The following is a 20,631-nucleotide window of genomic DNA, read 5'->3' as shown; positions in this document are numbered from 1 at the left end:
AAGAAAAACCCCGCAAGGTGACCTTGCGGGGTTTTTCTTTTGGCAGGATGAAAATCCGCCTAGTGGCGGAAGTGACGCATGCCGGTAAAGACCATGGCAATGTTGTTTTCATCGGCAGCAGCAATGACTTCCTCGTCACGCATGGAACCACCCGGCTGGATCACCGCTGTTGCCCCGGCCTTGACCGCGGCCAGAAGACCATCTGCAAACGGGAAGAACGCATCTGACGACACAACAGCACCTTGTGTCCGCAGCTCGGCTTCACCAGCATTTTTGCCTGCTTCTTCGGCCTTCCATGCTGCAATACGCGAGCTGTCAACGCGGCTCATCTGACCAGCACCAACACCGACGGTTTTACCGTCTTTGACATAGACGATGGCGTTTGATTTGACGTGCTTGCCAACGCGGAAGGCAAACAGAAGGTCATCAAGCTCTGCTTCAGACGGCTTGCGCTTGGTGACGACTTTAAGCTCTTCGCGCTTCACACGACCGGCATCGCGATTCTGCAGCAGATACCCACCAGCCAGCGAACGCAGGGTCATGTCTTCGCCCTCTGGTTCGGCCATGCCACCGGTGACCAGAAGACGCAGATTTTTCTTCGCAGCAAGAACTTCCTTGGCGGCATAATCTGCATCCGGGCAAATCACGACTTCAGCAAACAACTTGGCAATTTCCTCGGCGGTTGCTTTATCAAGTGTGCGGTTGACCGCAATGATGCCACCGAATGCCGATACCGGATCACACGACAATGCCTTGTGATAGGCATCAATCAGGCTTTCTCCTTCGGCAACGCCACACGGGTTGGCATGCTTGATGATGGCAACAGCCGGCTTTTCATCGAACTCTGAAACCAGTTCGAACGCAGCATCAGTGTCGTTCAGATTGTTAAACGACAGTTCCTTACCCTGAAGCTGGGTCGCGGTGGCCACACCGGGGCGGTTCTTGCCGTTGGTATAGAAGGCGGCCTGCTGATGGGGGTTTTCACCATAACGAAGCGTCTGTTTCAATTCGGCTGAAACATTCAAGCGCTGCGGGAAGGTTTCACCAAGTTCGCCTGCAAACCAGCTTGAAATTGCCGAGTCATAGGCCCCGGTACGGGCGAACGCCTTGGCAGCGAGAACACGGCGGGTTTCGGCGGTGGTGGCGCCACCATTGTCATTCATCTCGGCAACGACGCGGTCGTAATCAGACGGATCGACAATGACAGTGACCGATTCATGGTTCTTTGCCGCCGAACGGATCATGCTTGGCCCACCGATATCGATATTTTCGATGCAGGTGTCAAAATCGGCACCCTTGGCAACGGTTTCCTCAAACGGATAAAGGTTCACACACACCAGATCGATCGGGGAAATGTCGTTATCTTCCATCGCCTGCATATGGCTGGAAAGAGAACGGCGGCCCAGAAGGCCGCCGTGAATTTTCGGATGAAGAGTCTTGACACGACCGTCCATGATTTCGGGAAAACCGGTGTGGTCGGCAACTTCCTTGACCGGCACGCCAGCGGCTTCAATCGCCTTGGCAGAACCGCCAGTCGAGAGGATTTCAACACCCTGAGCGTGAAGGGATTTGGCAAATTCTACCAGACCGGTCTTGTCGGAAACGGAAATAAGCGCGCGCGCAATACGAGCAGTCATTGGGTTCGCTTTCATGCATCAATGTGATGAAGATTACGGACCCATTGATGATATATCGGCCCACAAAATCAGGAATGCGCATGGCTGCTCGTGCATGCGAAATGACAGTGTTGCGGGCAAACCGGCCTTAACACGCGATCGGAAAACAACGCATCCAATCCGGGCCGACACATGATCAATGAGTCCGAACCATGTTTCGCGCGGAGCTTTAGCATGTGCAGCGCAAAATGTGGACCCCGAATTCTTGCATGGCGGCTTTTACAATCAGGGTAATTGATGCAAAACACGTGACACAGAACAGGGTACCCCTGCGCCCCCCTGTTCCGTCACTGCCGGTTTTCATCAGGCAACTTGCTTGCGAATGCCCAACGCCTGATAAGAAGCTTCGAGGGAGGCGGCCTCAAGCTCTGCATACAGGCTGAGTTCATTGGCGACTTTGGCCCCCAGGCACTTCTCAAACACGTCCTGATTGGCGTGTTCGGAATAGTTTTTCTGTCCGTCACTGCCAAGGTTTGACTGAAAAATGCCCGCAGCACTCACCGGCAGGAAATCTTCATAGATGATTGGCTCGGCCCGCAAATATCCCTGATCCACCAGTTCATCGACAGACGTCGACAGGCCGCCTTTTTGCGCCGCCGCCAGGCCAGCATCCGTCACACGATAGCGAAAGAACGCCAGCTTCTCGACCCGGAGCGTTTCATAATCATCGGGGAAGGCTTTGAAACGCTCCGTCAGTTCGGTGTCATAGTCGCACGCGTTTGATCCATCGGCATTGATCTGCACCGCATGACGTACCGACGACAAAAGCGTGTCGTAAAGCTTGCGGCCTTCTGACGTCAAAGCAATGCCACGTTGCTCAATCTCACCAAAGCGTGCGGTATGGGTGCCGACTGTTTCGCCTGAATGATCACCAGCAAATTCGACCCTTTCCTCAAGCGCCTTGAAGCTGGTCTGTCGCAGAAGGATCGGACAGTTGCGTGTCGGTGGGCCTTCCACAACGGCTTTGGGTGAAATGCCACGTTTTGGCATCTCACGCTGCACGGCATCGATATCAAGGGTACGCGGCGTCAAATGGTTGATGTGGGGGCCCTTAAAGCACACAACATCGGCAATCAGGCGATGGGCATCATGGAGCTTGTTATAGGTTTCAAGCGATACCGTTGCGCTACTATGCCAACGGAATGTTTCAAGTGCCTCAGCCACGAACTGCGCCGCCTGATCACGCGTTAGACCGCCATTATCTTCTGCCACAGAAATCAGCTTGATCGCATTGGCGGTAAAGATTTCGCGTTGGGCCAAAATCTGTTCGGCCTGATCGCGAAGCTCTTTATCCTCAATCAATTCAAGCCGCAGAAGCGAGGTGAAAACCCGAAACGGATTGCGCTTGAGCGCCGCGTCATCAATCGGACGGAAGGCAGTTGAATGGACCGGCACCCCCGCAACGGACAGATCATAATATCCAACCGGATGCATGCCCATCACCGCAAACAGGCGGCGTATGTTAAAAAGTTCCTCGGGCTTGCCCAACCGGATCGCGCCGTGGCGTTCAAGGTCTATCCGTTCCATTTCTCCACGATCAGCAAGGCTTTCTGCCAACGCACTGTCGGCGGTCAATTTATGCTGATTTACCTCGGAAACCAGTTCCATCAGCGTGCCGTATTGCGGCACCTCCGCGCGATACATCTCAGACATTGCGCCGGAAAACATAGAACGGATTTCATCAGGATGGACAAAGGCGTCTGCCGACATGGTGGTCTCCAAAAGACGGGATCCATTTGAACCTGCGGAATGTTCCTGCCGAACAAGATCATTCCAATTCATCACTCTGAAGGCACCATATTTCGCGATTTTTCCAGTGACAAACGACAATTCGGCACAACTTCATTCCATGAAAGAATGAAGTTTCACTGCAATTTTCAATTGTGGGATTTCCGACGAAAATGGTGCTTACGCGGAGCCGCCAGCAGCTTTATCCAAATCCGTTACCACAGCACTGCCGGGGGCATCCGTTGCCCCATCTGCAAAGATTGATTTTACGCCAATCTCGGGCGGCTGGAATTCCGGCACCAATTGACTGATCAAATCAAGGGTCTTGTGCGTGTCGCGACCAGAGGCACTTTCATCAAGGGCCGCGAATACCTGACGGATTTTTTCATAATCCACCACCCGTGGGGCTGCCAGCATCACACCATCGGTATCTGTGGGAACGGGTGGCTCGGAATCGTGGAACAACTCTTCATAAAGTTTCTCGCCCGGACGCAATCCGGTAACCTTGATCTCGACATCCTTGTCCGGCTGAAGACCTGACAGCAGGATCATCTGACGAGCCAGATCAACGATTTTGACCGGCCGTCCCATATCAAGAACAAAGATTTTGCCACCATCCGTCACACCATGCCGCCCGAGTTCTGCTGACTGCAGAACAAGTTCAACCGCTTCGGCAATGGTCATGAAATACCGGGTGATATCCTGATGGGTCACCGTAAGCGGCCCGCCTTCTTCAAGCTGACGCTTAAACAGTGGCACCACCGATCCGGTTGATCCCAGAACGTTGCCAAACCGCACTGTCACGAACCGGGTTGGGCCACGTTGATCGGCAGGCAAGGTTTCCAGTGCCTGACAATAGCATTCTGCCAGACGTTTTGACGCACCCATCACATTTGCCGGGTTCACCGCCTTGTCGGTTGAAATCAGAACCATGGTGCCAACCCCGGCCTCCCGGCAGGCTTCAGCAACATTTCGCGTGCCAAGTGTATTTGTCAGGATGCCTTCATTGGGATTGTGTTCAACCAATGGAACATGTTTGTAGGCCGCGGCATGGAAAACGATTTCCGGGGCATGGCGACCAAACACCTGACCGATCCGGGTACGATCCCGAACATCGCCAAGAATACTGTCGCGCGCGATATCGGGATATTTTTCCGCCATCTCCATATCAATGGCATAAAGCTGGTATTCGCCAGCATCGACCAACGTCAGGCTGAGTGGGCCATAAGATGCGATCTGGCGCACCAATTCCGACCCGATAGACCCCCCGGCACCGGTCACCAGAACCCGCTTACCGGCGATCATCTGACGTACGCGCTCACGATCAAGGCGGGCCTGTGGTCGACCAAGCAAATCTTCAATCGCCACCGGGCGAATTTGCAACGGATCGGCAAGGCCTTCGCGCAGGTCACCCAGTTTCGGCAACCGGGCAAGCGTCATGCCATAACGATCGGCAATTTCCACCCACTTGGCGTTGTCTTCATGGCGCAAGGCATCGCCGCTCAGCACAAGACGACGCGGTAAACCATACCGGCTCTTTTCCAGCTTCTTGATGACATCTTCAAGCTGATCCACCGTGGCGAGCACGTCAACACCGTGCATGTTGCGCCCAACCCGCCCCTGAGTCAGCGATACGATGCCAATAACCCTAAAAGGCGTATCAGCAGACCGTTCTGTTTCACGGATGAAAGCTTCGGCCTCATCCCCCGCCCCAATCAACAGAACCGGCAACCGCGTCGTTCCCTGGCGAACAAGCGCACGGGCAGTCGATTTATCCTTGGCAATCCTGTAGGTCAGTCGCGATCCACCCAACATCGCCATCAACAGGAACCATTGAATGATCGGTGCCGAACGCGGCATCCAGTCAAGACGTGTGGTTAAAAACAACACGATAAACAGAGCAGCAACTGCAACCGAGACCGCCTTGGCAATGCGGATAACGTCATTAAGCGACGCATAGCGCCAGATGCCACGATAAAGCCCGAAGTACCAGAATGATACTGCTGCAATCAGGGTAAAAATCGCTGCCGAGAAGATGATATTATCCAGCGAATAATAGGCCACACCGTCGCCAACCCGCAGATATAACGCCAGCGGGAAGGAAAGGGCAGCCATGAGAATGTCATGGGCAAAGGCAATGTGGCTTCGCTGAATTAATCGCAGCATGCGGTCCCTTACCGGCAGTTTTCTGTTTTTATAAGGATATATCCACTTTGCGAAAGACGGATAGGGCTTTCTTTTCGCCCTCCGCCCCCGTCAAGTCAAGCAAAGCCGATTGATGGGATAGGGATCACGCGTTTGGTGCGCGCCCAACCGGCATACGCACCATCATCCCGACAAGCCCCAGAACAACAAACAGGGCCGCAACAACACGCATCCAATCGGGCGTATCATTCTGGGCAAAACAGATCGCGATCAAAATCATGTTGCTGATCAGGATCATGATCGAAACCCGCGCATGGGAAAATCCGCGCTGGATCGCCAGTTGATAGAAATGCTCGCGATGGGCCTGCCAGATTTTTTCACGTCTCAGGGCGCGTTTGATCAGGGTGAAGCTTGCATCAAACAGATAATAAGACGGCAGGATAAGTGCGATGGCCCACGCCCCTTCTGATGCGACCTTAAGCAACAACCAACCCAAGATAAAGCCAAGCGGAACGGACCCGACATCCCCCAAAAACAGCTTCGCCGGATGCCAGTTCCAGATCAGAAATCCGATCATGATCGCAAGAATGCCAAGCCCAATGTAGCCAAGGCCAATAAATTGCGGCAATGGCACGAAAAGCGCCAAAATGAATATGCCAAGCCCGATGGACCCGGCTTCTACCCCGGAAATGCCGTCAATTCCATCCATGAAATTGAACAGATTGATGAACCAGACCCAAGCGATCACCACCAGAACATGATCCAGCCAGATCGGCACAATTCCGCCCAAAACGGGTTTATCCAGGGCAAGCACGCCGATCATCACAGCAACAAATTGCAGGGCAAAACGTTTGGCTGCAGGCAGGTCATGACGATCATCAAGCCAGCTTAACAAACCAAGCCCGCCTGCAGCCGCCAACATCAACCAGGGACCGATAGAGGTCACACCGGTAAAGGCAAAAACAACTGCGATCAGCACAATCAAAAGCGGTGTAATCGCAAGACCACCCCCGCGCGGGGTTGGTACGGCATGGCTGGAACGATGATTGGGCGTATCAAGGATCGCCTTGCGCCGCAGATAATTCAGCACACCCCAAGTCAGCAACATCGAGCTGACAAGAAAGATGCTTGCAAAGGTCGCAAGTCCGGCAAAAGTCATCGTTGGGTTGTCCCTGTCACCTGCCCCGGTCAAATCTGGACTGTCTGGATTAGCCGGGTGACAACACTATCGCAAGGCTTTTCAACCTGTGAAAAACGTACTTTCACCCCATAGATCGCCTCACAAACAAGGCAGCCATGCCATTGAAACAAACGCTTGATGCTTTACAGTTTGATGTGCTGCGCTTAACTACAGCACATAACTCGAAACTGGAGATACCCTTTTGACAGAACGTCGGTCCCGTCCGCAGCAACGCAATGCTCCCCGCAAACAGCAGGTAGAAGCACCCGATCCGCGTATGCTGGCGCTGAAAACGTTGCAGGAATTGCGCGGTGGTGAAGTGACGCTGGATGAACTTCTGTCAAAGCATGGCTATGGTCTGCCGTCTTTGGATCGCAACTTTCTGCGCCAGTTGCTTGGCACCACGCTTCGCCATCTGGGCGAAATCGATGCGGTCCTTGCCCCGCGATATCAACCGCCACAGGATCGGGTTGCCGCGCGCCTGACCAACATCATTCGTCTGGGTGTCGCACAATTGTTTTTCATGGACACGTCAGATTACGGTGCGGTTGACAGCACCGTGAACCTGACCCGTGATGCCGGGCTTCATAAATATGTGAAGCTTGTGAACGCGGTGCTGCGTGGCTTGCAACGCGACGGCTTTGAATGGCCCGAAGGTGTCGAAGACTGGCAGCTTAACATTCCGGCATGGCTGCGTGGATCGTGGAAAAAGGCCTATGGCGCTGAAATCGCCCAAGGCATTGCCGAAGCCAGCCTTGGACACGCTATGCTGGATCTGTCGATCAAGGGTCGCAATCAGGCTGCCGACTGGTCAGAAAAGATGGATGGTCTTGTCCTGCCGACCGGATCGGTCCGGCTTGAACCAGGCCGTCGTATCCGTGATCTTCCAGGATACAAGGATGGCGACTGGTGGGTACAGGATGCGGCTGCGGCCATTCCGGCAACGCTGTTTTCGAACTACAAAGACAAAACCATCTATGACCTTTGTGCCGCGCCGGGCGGCAAAACAATGCAACTGGCCGCCCTTGGCGCCAGTGCAATTGCCGTCGACAAATCCGAAGGCCGTCTGAAACGCGTTTTTGAAAATCTTGAACGTGTGTCACTTGGTGCAGCTGTTGTTACCGGCGATGCCACCGATCTGGCCCCCGACACCCCGCGTGCCGATGCGGTCCTGCTTGATGCGCCCTGTTCAGCCACAGGCACCATTCGCCGTCATCCCGACATCCTGCTGCGTCAGAATGACAAGCTGATGCGGTCGCTTCTGCCGATCCAGACCAAGCTGCTTAATCAAGCAGACAAGCTTTTGAATGTTGGTGGCGAGCTGATCTATTGCACCTGTTCGCTGCAACCCGAAGAGGGCGAACATCAGGTCAAATCGTTCCTTGCCAATCATCCAAACTACGAACGCAAAGCCATCACCGCCGATGAACTTGGCGGCTGGAGCGAGGCGATCAATGATGCAGGTGAATTGCGCATTCTGCCGATCCATATGGAAGAATACGGTGGAATGGATGGCTTTTTCTGCGCCCGGCTTGTCAAAACGTCCTGATTACGCACACACTACCGTACATCGTTAACGCAACAAGGCTGCCATGCTGCCCATCCGGGTGACAGGGTGGGCATTTTGCGCTATGAGAGCTGCAAATTTCCCGTATCCCGCATTGCTTCAGGACCGATGAGCATGACCACGTCGAACATTAAAATCGCACCTTCGATCCTTTCGGCCGATTTCGCCCAGCTTGGCGTTGATGTCCGCGCTGTTGACGCAGCCGGCGCTGACTATATCCACATTGATGTGATGGACGGCCATTATGTACCCAACATCACCATCGGCCCGGATGTGGTAAAGGCGCTCCGCCCGCATAGCGACAAGGTGTTTGACGTCCATCTGATGATTGCGCCCGTCGATCCTTATATCGAGGCCTTTGCCAATGCCGGTTCGGATATCATCACCATCCATGCCGAAGCTGGTCCGCACCTGCATCGCTCGTTGCAACTGATCAAGTCGCTTGGCAAAAAGGCTGGCGTGTCGCTGAACCCATCAACCCCGGAAAGTGTCATTGAATATGTCATGGACATGGTCGATCTGGTTCTGGTCATGACCGTGAACCCGGGCTTTGGTGGCCAGAAATTCATTCCAAGCCAGCTTGAGAAAATCAAACGTATCCGCAAAATGATCGACGCTACGGGGCGCGATATCGATCTTGAAGTCGATGGCGGCGTAAACCCGGAAATCGCCCCGCAGGTGATCGAAGCCGGTGCCAATGTTCTGGTTGCCGGTTCCGCCACCTTCAAAGGCGGTCCGGGCGAATATGCCAACAACATCAAGGCCATTCGCGGCGCATAATCTGCTTTCAAAGTAGCATCAAAGATTTATCGGGGTCGGAACCATCACACGGTTCCGACCCCGATTGCATTTTGAACACATTCAAACCATTGCCGGAACTGTTTGATAAATTTTTTCTATCGCCTCATTAGGTATGCATACTTGACCTAATTTCGGTTCTGGCAAATAGATGCCTGCATGAACAAACATTTCATCGGAAAAAAATCGTCAGCCGCCGGTGGCTGGGGTGCGCTGAAAAGTTGCGGCAAACAATTGCTGCAAAGCGGCAGCCCCCTGAGCGGTGCACGTACGATGCTTAAGGCAAACCAGCCTGACGGTTTTGACTGCCCGGGTTGCGCATGGGGCGATCCCGAGCACGGATCATCATTCGAATTCTGTGAAAACGGCGTCAAAGCCGTTTCCTGGGAAGCGACCGAAAAACGTGCGACCCCCGCCTTTTTCGCCAATAACACCGTCGACGAACTTGCCAAGCTTAGCGATTACGAGCTGGAATTGAACGGCCGCATCACCCATCCGATGCGCTATGACCGGCAAAGCGACACCTATCAGCCGGTTGCGTGGGAAGATGCTTTTGCCGAAATCGGTAACATCCTTGCGGGGCTAAATACCCCCGACGAGGCCGAATTTTATACATCGGGCCGCGCCAGCAACGAGGCCGCCTACCTTTATCAGTTGTTTGTCCGTATTTTTGGCACGAACAATTTCCCTGATTGTTCAAACATGTGCCACGAAGCCAGTGGCGTTGGTCTGCGACAGTCCATCGGTGTTGGCAAGGGTACGGTTCTACTGGAAGATTTCGAAAAGGCCGATGCCATTTTCGTCCTGGGGCAGAACCCGGGCACCAACCATCCCCGGATGCTGGGTGATTTGCGCCGCGCGGCACTTCGAGGTGCCAAAATCGTTGTCTTCAACCCGGTCAAGGAACGCGGGCTTGAACGTTTTTCCGATCCCCAGGAAAAACTTGAAATGCTGCAAGGCGGATCCACCGAAATCGCCAGCCACTATTTCCAGCCTTGCCTGGGCGGCGATATGGCCGCCATCCGCGGCATGAGCAAAGTGGTCTTTGCCGCCGATGACGCGGCACTGTCCAATGGGCAGCCATCGGTTCTTGACCATGACTTCCTTGAAAAACATTGCGATGGACTGACCCAATACCGCGCCGTGGTCGATGCCACCAGCTGGTCGGAAATTGAAGACCAGTCCGGCCTAACCCGACAGGAAATCGAACAGGCCGCAAATGTCTATTTGTCTGCCGAACGTGTCATTTGTACGTGGGCGATGGGCATTACCCAGCATCTTCATTCTGTACCGACCATCCGCGAAATCGCCAATTTCATGTTCCTGCGCGGCAATATCGGGCGACCCGGTGCCGGTTTGTGCCCGGTACGCGGACATTCCAATGTGCAGGGCGATCGCACCGTCGGGATTAATGAACAACCGTCCAAAGCTTTCCTTGATGCTTTGGAAAAGGAATTCGGCTTCACGGCCCCGCGCAAGCCAGGCCACAATGTTCTGGGCGCAATCGGGGCGATGCTTGATGGCAGTGCCAAGGCCTTTATCGGACTGGGCGGCAATTTCGCCCGTGCAACGCCCGATAGCGCACTTGTCGAAAAGGCAATGAAGAACCTTAAGCTGACAGTTCACATCGCGACCAAGCCCAACCATTCGCACCTTATGCCCGGTGAAACGGCCTTTATCCTGCCTTGTCTCGGCCGGACCGAGATTGACCTTAATTCCCACGGACAGTCACAAGTGGTCAGCGTAGAAGATTCCATGAGCATGGTGCACGGATCGGCTGGCATCAACCGCCCGGCATCGCCGCATCTTTTATCCGAAGTCGGTATCATTGCCGGAATTGCCGACGCCACGGTCGGCAGTGATATCGTTTCCTGGGCCGCCCTTGCAGATGATTACGAACTGATCCGCAATCATATCGAAGCGACCGTTCCGGGCTTTGCCAATTATAATACCCGTCTGCGCAAGCCGCGTGGCTTCCATCTGCGCAACGACGCCGCACATCGGGAATGGAATACACTGTCCGGCAAGGCGACATTTTCCGACGCGCCCCTTCCAAAACAAACGGTGCATCAACAGGCACGCCAGAACCAATCCACATCCGGCACACACTCCCGGTTTGCCTTGCAGACATTCCGATCACACGATCAGTACAACACAACCGTTTACGGTCTTGATGATCGCTATCGCGGGGTTTACGGCGAACGAAAGGTCATTTTCATTCACCCCGATGATCTTGCGACCCTTGGAGCGAAGGCGGGGGATCGCGTGGATGTTATTTGCGAATATGATGACGGGATCGAACGGATTGCTAATGAATTCCGCTTCGTCTCCTATGATATTCCGCGTGGCAGTGTGGCTGGCTATTATCCGGAACTTAATGTTCTGGTGCCGCTTGGCAGTGCCGGCGAGCAAAGCGATACACCGACATCTAAATCGGTAATGGTTTCGTTCCGCCAGGAAAACCGGGTTTGAACAACAATCCCCAAAATCGCAAGACTGACGATCTTTCGCCAGATGCATCAACATTTCTGCATCTGGTGGACCGCCTGATGGTGATCCACCCGGAACTCACCGCGGTTCAAGCAGGTATTATTGTCGCTGCAGATCAAAATATTGCCCGTGACAGCCGCACATTTTCCCGGCATTTCGGGATGGCGCACGCAATTGTCTTGCGGGAACTTAATGCGCTTTTGCAATCAACCGATCTGTTGACCCTCACCCAGCGCGATGCGCGCACGTTGCGCACCCACTACGTACCCGGGGACAAAAATCTGAATATTGGCAAGGCAGAACGCCTGCCCCACCGTCGCGCCGATTAAAAGTTGCATCAAAAATCGATGCAACGGCCCTTGTTTTCCCAATCGCCAAAACGGGTCGGTTCCGGGCCTTTGGGGCCGCCGATTTCACGTGCTTTGGCTGCTGCTTCCTTTGCGGCCTTGGCTTCGTTCAGCGCATTGATCGCATCCTGAGACAGCTTGGGCGCGGCATCGGCACCTGCAACCTCGTCAGATGCCCCATTTGCATCGGTTTGCGGTTCTGCCTTTTCCTTGGGGACTTCGTGAATGACGGTCTCGCGGAACTTTCCAGCCATCTTTGCCTATCCTGCAATACTTCGGAGTTTGGAGTTTAACGCAGCCAATTTGTTCTGCACACCATACGGCAGCTTTTTCACAATAGACTTCCTGAGCTTAAAAAGCGGCGGGGCAATATCGGGAATTTTCGCATCGCTTGCAACCTTGGTTGCCTGAATGGTGTCTGGCAACTGATCGGCAGCAGTTTTCCTCACGTATAGAATGACATTGTAGCGATACCAGAATGAAACATCGTGATAATCTCGCAATTTTGAGCGAACGCAATCATAGGCCTCGTAGCCCTGCTCCGCAAAAAATGCGCGCCATTCATCATATTCACGCTCGTTCATATGAAACTCGCCGCCCTGCCCCGGAGGAGCCGCCGAAAAAATCACAAAGTCGGAATGCCGCGTCAATGATTGTACAAATTCTCGCGAACTTTCAGGGCACAGGTGTTCAGCAACCTCAAGACTGCAGGCAACATCAAACGTCCGGCCCAAATCGACCGGTGTATCGAGGTTGCGCGCAAAAAAGCGATCTTTGGGAATGTGAAGAGCATCTGTATTGACATAAGCCCCATCAATACCGACCACGTCGTCAACGCCATTTTCAATCCAGCACTTTAGCCAGACACCCTCCGCGCAGCCAAAATCAGCAACGCTGCGACAAAATGGGAGTATCTCCTTGAACACCGGCACAACCTTTTGAGCCGACTTCCAGGAAATCCCCGACGTGTAGGCGAAGAAATCATCGTCATATACGTTTTTGTAGTTCTCAGCGCCGGACATTAACTTCACCTGATTGTCGCCTATATGCGTTGCCACAGAAATAGCGCCATAGCACAAAATCGGCAAGCCCCGTGCTGAAGGGCTTTACACAGACAAACATGTTGGTTTTCAGCCCCTTGGAATCAAAGATGAAATTCAAATCAGCATGACGATTGATTTTTTAGAAAAACTGGCCCTTTCCGATTGCGCGTAAAGCCGCTATTTCAGGCAGACGAGCAAAACAAGGAGAAACCATGCGTCCAATTCCCCAGCGTATCGCCGAAGAACTTTCGGTTCGTCCGGAACAGGTCATTGCCACCATTGAGATGCTTAATGAAGGCTCCACCGTTCCGTTCATCGCCCGTTACCGCAAAGAGAAAACCGGTGGGCTTGATGACACGCAACTTCGTACGCTGGAAGAACGCCTGCGCTATCTGACCGAGCTTGAAGAGCGCCGCACATCGGTCCTTGAAAGCATCCGCGAACAGGAAAAGCTCACCGCGGAACTTGAAGCCGCAATCAACGAGGCAGACACCAAAACTCGCCTGGAAGATTTGTACCTTCCCTATAAGAAAAAGCGCCGCACCAAGGCCCAGATTGCCCGCGAAGCCGGGCTGGAGCCGCTGGCAGATAGCCTGTTTAACGACCCGACGCTTGATCCGGAAACCGAGGCCACCAAATTTGTCGATACCGAAAAAGGTATCGAAGACACCAAAGCTGCCCTTGATGGCGCACGCCAGATTCTGATGGAACGCTTTGCCGAGGATGCCGATCTTGTTGCCAAGCTGCGTGATCATTTATGGAACGAAGGCGAAATCACCGCATCCGTGATCGAAGGCAAGCAGGCCGAAGGTGCGAAATTCTCGGATTATTTCGAGCATTCCGAAAAAATCAAATCCTGCCCGTCACACCGTGCGCTGGCCCTTTTCCGTGGCCGCAACGAAGACATCCTGCAACTGAAACTGACACTTGGCAAAGAAGATGAAGACCGTCCGCGTAGCCAGCCGGGCCGGGCCGAAATCATGATTGCCGCCCATGTCGGTATATCTGACAAGGGCCGCGCTGCCGATAAATGGCTGCTTGATACCGTGCGCTGGACTTGGCGGGTCAAATTGTCGCTGTCGATTGAGCTTGATCTGTTTGGCACACTGCGTGATTCCGCCGAAGAAGGCGCTATCCAGGTCTTTGCCGATAACATCAAGGACCTTCTGCTCGCTGCACCGGCAGGACAAAAGGCCACCATGGGGCTTGATCCGGGGGTACGCACGGGCGTGAAGGTCGCAGTTGTCGATGCGACTGGCAAGCTGGTCGATACCGCGACGGTTTACCCCTTCCAACCGCGCAATGACGTCGAAGGTGCGATCAACACCATGGCCGCCCTTGCATCGCGCCATAACATCGAACTGATCGCGATCGGTAACGGGACCTTTTCACGTGAAACCGACGAATTGGCTGGTCAGATGCTTAAACGCTTCCCGGCACTCAAGGCCACCAAGGTCATCGTCAATGAGGCGGGCGCATCGGTTTATTCCGCATCGCAATTTGCCGCCGAAGAATTCCCTGACCTTGATGTGTCACTGCGTGGGGCTGCATCGATTGCGCGCCGTTTGCAGGACCCGTTGGCGGAATTGGTCAAGATCGAACCGAAATCCATCGGTGTCGGGCAGTATCAGCACGATGTATCGGAAACCAAGCTGGCCCGATCCCTTGATGCCGTGGTCGAGGATTGCGTGAACGGGGTCGGGGTGGATCTTAATACCGCATCGATCCCGCTTCTGACCCGTGTGGCCGGCCTGACCGAAACGCTGGCACGTAATATTGTCGGCTATCGCGACTCCAACGGTGCGTTTCAGTCACGTGCCGATCTGAAAAAGGTCGAACGTCTGGGACCAAAGGCGTTTGAACAATGTGCGGGATTCTTGCGTATTCGCGGGGCGACCAACCCGCTTGATGCATCAGCCGTTCACCCCGAAGCCTATCCGCTGGTCGAAAAGATCAGTGCCAAGGCCGCCAAGCCGCTGGCAGATTTGATTGGCGATTCGGCCTTTATCAAAACGCTTCGGGCCGAAGATTTCGCCGATGAGAAATTTGGCGTTCCCACGATCCGCGACATCATCGCCGAACTTGATAAGCCCGGCCGTGACCCGCGCCCGGAATTCAAGACCGCCAAGTTCACCGAAGGTGTCAACGAGATCAAGGACCTGCGCACCGGCATGAAGCTTGAGGGTACGGTCACCAACGTGACCAATTTCGGCGCATTTGTGGATATCGGCGTGCATCAGGATGGCCTTGTCCATATTTCCCAACTGGCTGACAAGTTCGTCGAGGACCCCCGTCAGGTGGTCAAGGCCGGTCAGATTGTCTCGGTCACGGTGATGGAAGTCGATGCCCCGCGCAAGCGCATCGGACTTTCGATGAAATCAGCACCAGATTACGAAGGCACGCGCGAAAAGCGTGCGGACAATCGCGGCGCCGCGCCACGCGGTGGCAACCGTGCGCAGCATTCATCAGGCAGCCGTCCGCAGGGTGGTGGGCGTGCGAATGCGGGCGGCAATTCCGGCGGTGATGGTGGCACCATGGCCGCTGCCCTTAAGGCCGCGATGGAGCGGCGCAAGTAACGACACCACAAAACACAAACAAAACGGCGGGATTGGCAAACACAATCGCGCCGTTTTTATTTTGCGCAGTCATTGCAACCGGATGAATTGACAGAAGGCGCTTTAAAACCCATGTTGAGGCCTCACCAAGGGGAGCCCCGACAGGGGGCTGAGAAACTGCCGTGTGAAAGCAGCGCAGTGACCCGTTGAACCTGATCCAGTTCATACTGGCGTAGGGACGGTGCGAACGCTGATCACAACGTTCTCCATCTTTCCGACTTCGAACTGGGTCTCCAACCGCACGCACATCAAATGCATTGGAGCCTCGATATGACGAACGATATTTCCCAAACCATCACAGACCTTTTCGAGCGTATGCGCACCACCAATCCGCTGGTGCAATGCATCACCAATTATGTGGCGATGAATTATGCCGCCAACGTTTTGTTAGCAGCAGGCGCATCGCCCGCCATGGTTCATACCCCCGAAGAATCCGGTGAATTTGCCGCGATTGCCGGGGCATTGACGGTCAATATCGGAACACTGTCGCCCAACTGGGTTGATGGCATGATTGCGGCGGCCAAATCGGCCAATAATGCCGGAAAACCTTGGGTACTTGATCCCGTCGCCCATTTTGCCACCGGCTATCGCCGCGACACCGTGGCAGAACTTTTGACGCTCAAACCAACTGTCATTCGCGGCAACGCATCGGAAATCATTGCTCTTGGTGGCGGTCAAAGTGCCGGTCAAGGGGTTGATAGTGGCGACCCGGTCGAACAGGCCGAAGAAGCCGCACGCACGCTTGCCAATGCACAAAACGCAGTCGTTGCCGTTACTGGCGAGGTTGATTTCGTCACCGATGGCAAACGATCGGTGCGTATTGCCGGTGGTTCTGAACTGATGGCAAAAGTCACCGCAACAGGCTGTTCGCTAACTGCACTCGTTGGGGCCTATGTTGCCATTGCCCCGGATCAGGTGTTTGAGGCAACGGTTGCCGCCCTTGCCAATTTCTCGGTTGCAGGCGAATTCGCGGCAAAATCTGCCAACGGCCCGGCGTCCTTCATGACGGCCTTTGTCGATGGTCTGCATAACCTTGACGGTACAACCTTTGCCAAGAACCTTCGGATTAGCTCCCAATGAAGTCCTTTGATCTGTCGCTTTATCTGGTTCTTGACCCCGGCCTGTGCCGCACCCATTCCATGGTTGAAACCACCATGGCGGCCATTGCCGGTGGGGCAACCATCGTGCAATTGCGTGACAAGCGGGCGGGCACCGAAGGCCTGATCCGCATTGGCCGCGAATTGATGGATGTGATGGCCGGTACCGGGGTGCCATTGATTGTAAATGATGATATCGACGCGGCAATTGCCATCGGGGCCCATGGCCTGCATGTGGGGCAGGATGACCTGCCCTCACAGGCTGCGCGCGAACGTCTGGGGCGTGACAAGATCATCGGCCTGTCGATTGAAGACAAGGCCGTCGCTGCCAAAGTCGATCCCGCCATTGTTGACTATGTCGGCATCGGCCCGATCTTTGCCACACCAACAAAACCCGATCATAAGCCCGCGATCGGCTTTGATGGCCTTGCGGATTTGGTAGGTATGGTCGAGGTACCATCGGTTGCGATTGGCGGTCTCAAACACGAACATGTCACACCGGTTTTTCGCGCAGGTGCAAACGGGATTGCCGTTGTCTCGGCAATCTGCGGACAACCCGATCCGGAAGCCGCCAGCCGCAAACTTTCAGACGCCATTGCCTTGGTAAAATAACAACGCCTCGATCATTCAATTTGCATCAATGTGTCCTACCCACGTAAGTGACTGGCAAGACAGGATGATTTACGGCGCGCATGGCTGCCCCGCGCAAAGCGGCGCAAACAGCACGGAAATGCCGCAATTGCGCCGCGAATTCTCCGGCTTCAGAGAGCATCTTGGTTTCATGACTAAGATGCTCACAAGCGCGAGGGATATCATGTTGAAATCTATGCGCAGCAAGCCGATTGCCATTGCCCTGATCTGTATCCTGACCGGAACGACAGCCGCCGTGGCCGCGATCAGAATCGCCCCGAAGCCAACCACAGACAGTGTCACGATCCGGTCTGAAAAAGCGACTGGTGAAGTGATCCTGACCTATCAGGATGGGACAATTGCGCTTAACCGTGATTGCCGGACCTTCCCGTGCAAACTTGATCTTTCCGCCCTGCCAAAGGGCGAATATGACGTCATGATCCGCAGCGGGACCGACATCAAGCACATGAGCGGGCTTTACAAGGAATAGCCTTGCACACCCCCTTCTTCCCCGAGGCAGGAAACGCATTTCCGGTCAAAAACTTCGCGGTTTTTCTGGAACGTTTTCATCTTTGGGAAGTTCTTCAAGTGTGTTTGGGCAATAAAGCATTGCCAAACGACGCATTGCATAATTGCGCCTCTGACCTAGATTAAGGCCCAGAGGCATCCTTCCCGGTCGCGGATTGTGACCCTGCAACAAAGGTTTCCAACAGGTTGCACGGGATTTTCACTTTCACCAAAGCGGCAAAAAGGGATATGTTGCGTTACCGCACAGACCAATAATGAAAGTCGAGGAACTGTATCATGGCATTTGAACTCCCAGCACTTCCGTATGCATATGACGCACTTGCACCGGTCATGTCGTCTGAAACCCTTGAGTTTCACCATGACAAGCACCACAACGCATACGTTGTGAACGGCAACAAGCTGCTCGAAGGTTCGGGCCTTGAAGGCAAGTCGCTCGAAGAAGTCGTTGTTGCTTCCTATGGTGACCCGGCCAAAGCCGGCCTGTTCAACAACGCTGCCCAGCACTGGAACCACATCGAGTTCTGGCAGATGATGAAGGGCAATGGCGGTGGCGCCATCCCGGGTGAACTTGAAAAGAAAATCGTTGAAGATTTCGGCTCTGTCGATGCCTTCAAGGAAGCCTTCGTTCAGGCAGGTGTAACCCAGTTCGGTTCGGGCTGGTGCTGGCTTGCTATGGACAAATCCGGCAAACTGGTCGTCACCAAGACCCCGAACGCGGAAAACCCGCTTGTTCACGGTCAGACCCCGCTGCTCGGTTGCGATGTTTGGGAACACTCCTACTACATCGACTACCGCAACGCGCGCCCGGACTATGTCAAAGCCTTCCTCGACAGCCTGGTAAACTGGGAATATGTCGCAGAACGCTTCTCCAAAGCTGGCTAATCAAGCCCAAGCTTTGAGATGAAATTCAAGAAAACGGCTCCTTCGGGGGCCGTTTTTTTGGCATGTTCGTTGGACACCATTTTTTGCAAAATGCCTGTCAAACATTTCCATGACATCTTCATGCGAAATCAACTTAGCACTGCCATCGGAGATGCGCCGTAAACGTCCCGCAATCAGCTGCTCAAACCATTTCAGACCCTTCCCGTTCGTACCTGGCGAGAATTTGTTTTTGTCCACTGCGTTACCCCATTTTTTTCATGGCAAAAGAAAATTCTACCGCAGCCTCAGGAAATCACAAAAAACCCCGCCAGCGAACCGGCGGGGTTTGGCATTGAACCTGATCGGACGAGAGATCAGATATCGAATTTAATGCCCTGAGCCAATGGCAGCTCGCGGGAGTAGTTGATGGTATTGGTCGCGCGGCGCATGTAGCCTTTCCAAGCGTCCGAACCGGATTCACGACCGCCACCGGTTTCTTTTTCACCACCAAACGCACCACCGATTTCTGCGCCGGACGGGCCGATATTGACGTTGGCAATCCCGCAATCGGAGCCAACCGACGACAGGAACAGTTCGGTTTCGCGCAGATCGGTCGAGAAGATGCAGGACGACAGACCCTGCGGAACGTCATTTTGGAGCGCGATGGCCTCTTCAAGCGTCTCGTAGGTCATGACATACAGGATCGGCGCGAAGGTTTCGTGCTTTACCGTGTCGGTCTGACCGGGCATTTCAACCACCGACGGGGTGACATAGAACGCGTTTGGATATTCCGATTCCAGGGTGCGTTCGCCACCATGCACGGTGCCACCGTCTTTCTTGGCATTGGCAAGGGCCGTTTGCATGTTGGTGAAGGCTTCTTCATCAATCAGTGGGCCGACAAGAACACCATCTTCAAGCGGATCACCGATCTTGACCGACTTGTAAGCGGCGATGATTTTCGGCAGCAGCTGATCCTTGACGTCCTTGTGAACGATCAGGCGACGCAAGGATGTGCACCGCTGACCACAGGTCCCAACAGCCGAGAACACAACCGCCCGCACGGTCATATCAAGATCGGCCGACGGAGTAACGATCATGGCGTTGTTGCCGCCAAGTTCCAGAATGGTGCGGCCAAAGCGCTGGGCCACACGCGGGGCAACTTCACGGCCCATACGGGTCGAACCGGTGGCCGAAATCAGGGCGACGTCACGGCTGTCGGTCATGATTTCACCGATTTCACGATCCCCCACAACGACCTGATGCAAGTTGGCCGGGGCATCACCGAATTTGGCAATCGCCTTTTCAAGGATCTTTTGGCATGCCATTGCCGTGACCGGGGTTTTTTCCGACGGTTTCCAGATCACGGCATTGCCGCAAGCCAGTGCAAGGGCAGTATTCCATGCCCACGGTGCCACCGGGAAGTTAAATGCGGTGATCAACCCCGCAACACCCAGCGGATGCCAGTTTTCCATCATTTTGTGGCCCGGACGTTCGGACGCGATGGTCAGACCATACAGCTGGCGCGACAGGCCAAGGGCAAAGTCGCAGATATCGATCATTTCCTGAACTTCGCCCAGACCTTCCTGATAGATCTTGCCGCATTCAAGCGACACCAAACGGCCCAGCGGTTCTTTTGCCGCACGTAGTTCTTCACCCAACAGACGCACCAGTTCGCCACGACGCGGACCGGGAACCTGACGCCATGCGCCAAAGGCCTTTTTGGCATTGCCGATGACATCGGTCATCTCGGCCGGGGTGGTTTCGGTAACACTTGCAAATTCCGAACCGTCAACCGGCGTCTGGACACTCAGCGTGCCATTGGTAATCTCTGCGTCAGACAGACCAAGTTCGGTCAGAATGGATTTATAGCTCACAGTCAAACTCCCTTCGTTTTAACGTTCCGGCGCGCACCACCGGCAAATTCGA

General features: G+C 54.3%; 16 protein-coding genes and 1 riboswitch. Of the genes, 9 read left to right on the top strand and 7 right to left on the bottom strand.

Annotation, left to right across the window (positions count from 1 at the left end; translation table 11 throughout):
* Positions 1–59: 59 nt before the first annotated feature.
* From purH to JF44_RS0118740, 4 genes are all read right to left on the bottom strand, one after another.
* On the bottom strand, positions 60–1,637 hold the full coding sequence (purH, locus tag JF44_RS0118755; RefSeq protein WP_052066045.1) for a bifunctional phosphoribosylaminoimidazolecarboxamide formyltransferase/IMP cyclohydrolase: 1,578 nt from the start codon (positions 1,635–1,637) through the stop codon (positions 60–62).
* 342 nt (positions 1,638–1,979) lie between these two features.
* Positions 1,980–3,386 (bottom strand): 2-oxoadipate dioxygenase/decarboxylase HglS, encoded by a 1,407-nt coding sequence (gene hglS / locus JF44_RS0118750; RefSeq protein ID WP_033070709.1) that lies wholly within the window; start codon positions 3,384–3,386, stop codon positions 1,980–1,982.
* A 198-nt stretch (positions 3,387–3,584) separates the two neighbouring features.
* Complete coding sequence (locus JF44_RS0118745) at positions 3,585–5,570, bottom strand: polysaccharide biosynthesis protein (protein WP_238318505.1); 1,986 nt, start codon at positions 5,568–5,570, stop codon at positions 3,585–3,587.
* Positions 5,571–5,694: 124 nt separating this feature from the next.
* Positions 5,695–6,708: an MraY family glycosyltransferase gene (locus tag JF44_RS0118740; RefSeq protein ID WP_033070428.1), complete on the bottom strand. Its 1,014-nt coding sequence runs from the start codon at positions 6,706–6,708 to the stop codon at positions 5,695–5,697.
* Positions 6,709–6,931: 223 nt separating this feature from the next.
* Between JF44_RS0118740 and JF44_RS0118735 the strand changes: the two genes are divergently transcribed.
* The 4 genes from JF44_RS0118735 to JF44_RS20415 all read left to right on the top strand — a co-directional run bounded on the left by JF44_RS0118735 (position 6,932) and on the right by JF44_RS20415 (position 11,913).
* Positions 6,932–8,278 (top strand): RsmB/NOP family class I SAM-dependent RNA methyltransferase, encoded by a 1,347-nt coding sequence (locus tag JF44_RS0118735; protein ID WP_033070427.1) that lies wholly within the window; start codon positions 6,932–6,934, stop codon positions 8,276–8,278.
* A gap of 132 nt (positions 8,279–8,410) precedes the next feature.
* Positions 8,411–9,076 carry a ribulose-phosphate 3-epimerase gene (rpe, locus tag JF44_RS0118730; RefSeq protein ID WP_033070707.1) on the top strand — a complete coding sequence of 222 codons (666 nt, stop codon included), beginning with the start codon at positions 8,411–8,413 and terminating at the stop codon, positions 9,074–9,076.
* A gap of 177 nt (positions 9,077–9,253) precedes the next feature.
* Positions 9,254–11,566, top strand: a complete 2,313-nt coding sequence (locus JF44_RS0118725) for an FdhF/YdeP family oxidoreductase (protein WP_033070426.1) — start codon at positions 9,254–9,256, stop codon at positions 11,564–11,566.
* A complete protein-coding gene (locus tag JF44_RS20415; protein ID WP_156111722.1) occupies positions 11,563–11,913 on the top strand; it encodes a hypothetical protein in 351 nt (116 codons plus the stop codon). Before JF44_RS0118725 ends, JF44_RS20415 begins: the two co-directional genes overlap by 4 nt.
* An 8-nt stretch (positions 11,914–11,921) precedes the next feature.
* Here the strand turns inward: JF44_RS20415 and JF44_RS0118715 are convergent, their stop codons facing one another.
* Together JF44_RS0118715 and JF44_RS0118710 are read right to left on the bottom strand one after the other, a co-directional pair.
* Positions 11,922–12,185, bottom strand: a complete 264-nt coding sequence (locus JF44_RS0118715; RefSeq protein ID WP_033070425.1) for a DUF1674 domain-containing protein — start codon at positions 12,183–12,185, stop codon at positions 11,922–11,924.
* Positions 12,186–12,191: 6 nt separating this feature from the next.
* On the bottom strand, positions 12,192–12,953 hold the full coding sequence (locus JF44_RS0118710; RefSeq protein ID WP_033070424.1) for a class I SAM-dependent methyltransferase: 762 nt from the start codon (positions 12,951–12,953) through the stop codon (positions 12,192–12,194).
* Positions 12,954–13,186: 233 nt separating this feature from the next.
* Between JF44_RS0118710 and JF44_RS0118705 the strand changes: the two genes are divergently transcribed.
* The 5 genes from JF44_RS0118705 (at position 13,187) to JF44_RS0118685 (ending at position 18,726) form a co-directional block, all read left to right on the top strand.
* Complete coding sequence (locus JF44_RS0118705) at positions 13,187–15,550, top strand: Tex family protein (protein WP_033070423.1); 2,364 nt, start codon at positions 13,187–13,189, stop codon at positions 15,548–15,550.
* A 118-nt stretch (positions 15,551–15,668) separates the two neighbouring features.
* Positions 15,669–15,785: riboswitch (TPP riboswitch) on the top strand.
* Positions 15,786–15,859: 74 nt separating this feature from the next.
* Positions 15,860–16,669, top strand: a complete 810-nt coding sequence (thiM, locus tag JF44_RS0118700) for a hydroxyethylthiazole kinase (protein WP_033070422.1) — start codon at positions 15,860–15,862, stop codon at positions 16,667–16,669.
* Entirely contained in the window at positions 16,666–17,298 is a 633-nt protein-coding gene (gene thiE / locus JF44_RS0118695; RefSeq protein ID WP_033070421.1) for a thiamine phosphate synthase, read from the top strand. Before thiM ends, thiE begins: the two co-directional genes overlap by 4 nt.
* Before the next feature lie 202 nt (positions 17,299–17,500).
* Positions 17,501–17,806: a hypothetical protein gene (locus tag JF44_RS0118690; RefSeq protein WP_033070705.1), complete on the top strand. Its 306-nt coding sequence runs from the start codon at positions 17,501–17,503 to the stop codon at positions 17,804–17,806.
* 314 nt (positions 17,807–18,120) lie between these two features.
* Positions 18,121–18,726: a superoxide dismutase gene (locus JF44_RS0118685; RefSeq protein WP_033070420.1), complete on the top strand. Its 606-nt coding sequence runs from the start codon at positions 18,121–18,123 to the stop codon at positions 18,724–18,726.
* Positions 18,727–19,079: 353 nt separating this feature from the next.
* On the opposite strand, the gene amaB is transcribed toward JF44_RS0118685, so the two are convergent.
* Complete coding sequence (amaB, locus tag JF44_RS0118680) at positions 19,080–20,579, bottom strand: L-piperidine-6-carboxylate dehydrogenase (protein ID WP_033070419.1); 1,500 nt, start codon at positions 20,577–20,579, stop codon at positions 19,080–19,082.
* Between the last annotated feature and the right edge of the window lie 52 nt (positions 20,580–20,631).

Origin of the sequence: Thalassospira australica, assembly GCF_000763295.1 — a bacterium.
Classification (GTDB): domain Bacteria; phylum Pseudomonadota; class Alphaproteobacteria; order Rhodospirillales; family Thalassospiraceae; genus Thalassospira; species Thalassospira australica.
Note: the sequence above shows the minus strand (reverse complement) of the source record. Positions and strands in the feature narration are given on the sequence as shown.

Bases quoted from the DNA above. Each gene is read 5' to 3' on its own strand.
- purH (WP_052066045.1), bottom strand. From the start codon at position 1,637: ATGACTGCTCGTATTGCGCGCGCGCTTATTTCCGTTTCCGACAAGACC.
- hglS (WP_033070709.1), bottom strand. From the start codon at position 3,386: ATGTCGGCAGACGCCTTTGTCCATCCTGATGAAATCCGTTCTATGTTT.
- JF44_RS0118745 (WP_238318505.1), bottom strand. From the start codon at position 5,570: ATGCTGCGATTAATTCAGCGAAGCCACATTGCCTTTGCCCATGACATT.
- JF44_RS0118740 (WP_033070428.1), bottom strand. From the start codon at position 6,708: ATGACTTTTGCCGGACTTGCGACCTTTGCAAGCATCTTTCTTGTCAGC.
- rpe (WP_033070707.1), top strand. From the start codon at position 8,411: ATGACCACGTCGAACATTAAAATCGCACCTTCGATCCTTTCGGCCGAT.
- JF44_RS0118725 (WP_033070426.1), top strand. From the start codon at position 9,254: ATGAACAAACATTTCATCGGAAAAAAATCGTCAGCCGCCGGTGGCTGG.
- JF44_RS0118715 (WP_033070425.1), bottom strand. From the start codon at position 12,185: ATGGCTGGAAAGTTCCGCGAGACCGTCATTCACGAAGTCCCCAAGGAA.
- JF44_RS0118710 (WP_033070424.1), bottom strand. From the start codon at position 12,953: ATGTCCGGCGCTGAGAACTACAAAAACGTATATGACGATGATTTCTTC.
- JF44_RS0118705 (WP_033070423.1), top strand. From the start codon at position 13,187: ATGCGTCCAATTCCCCAGCGTATCGCCGAAGAACTTTCGGTTCGTCCG.
- thiM (WP_033070422.1), top strand. From the start codon at position 15,860: ATGACGAACGATATTTCCCAAACCATCACAGACCTTTTCGAGCGTATG.
- thiE (WP_033070421.1), top strand. From the start codon at position 16,666: ATGAAGTCCTTTGATCTGTCGCTTTATCTGGTTCTTGACCCCGGCCTG.
- JF44_RS0118690 (WP_033070705.1), top strand. From the start codon at position 17,501: ATGTTGAAATCTATGCGCAGCAAGCCGATTGCCATTGCCCTGATCTGT.
- JF44_RS0118685 (WP_033070420.1), top strand. From the start codon at position 18,121: ATGGCATTTGAACTCCCAGCACTTCCGTATGCATATGACGCACTTGCA.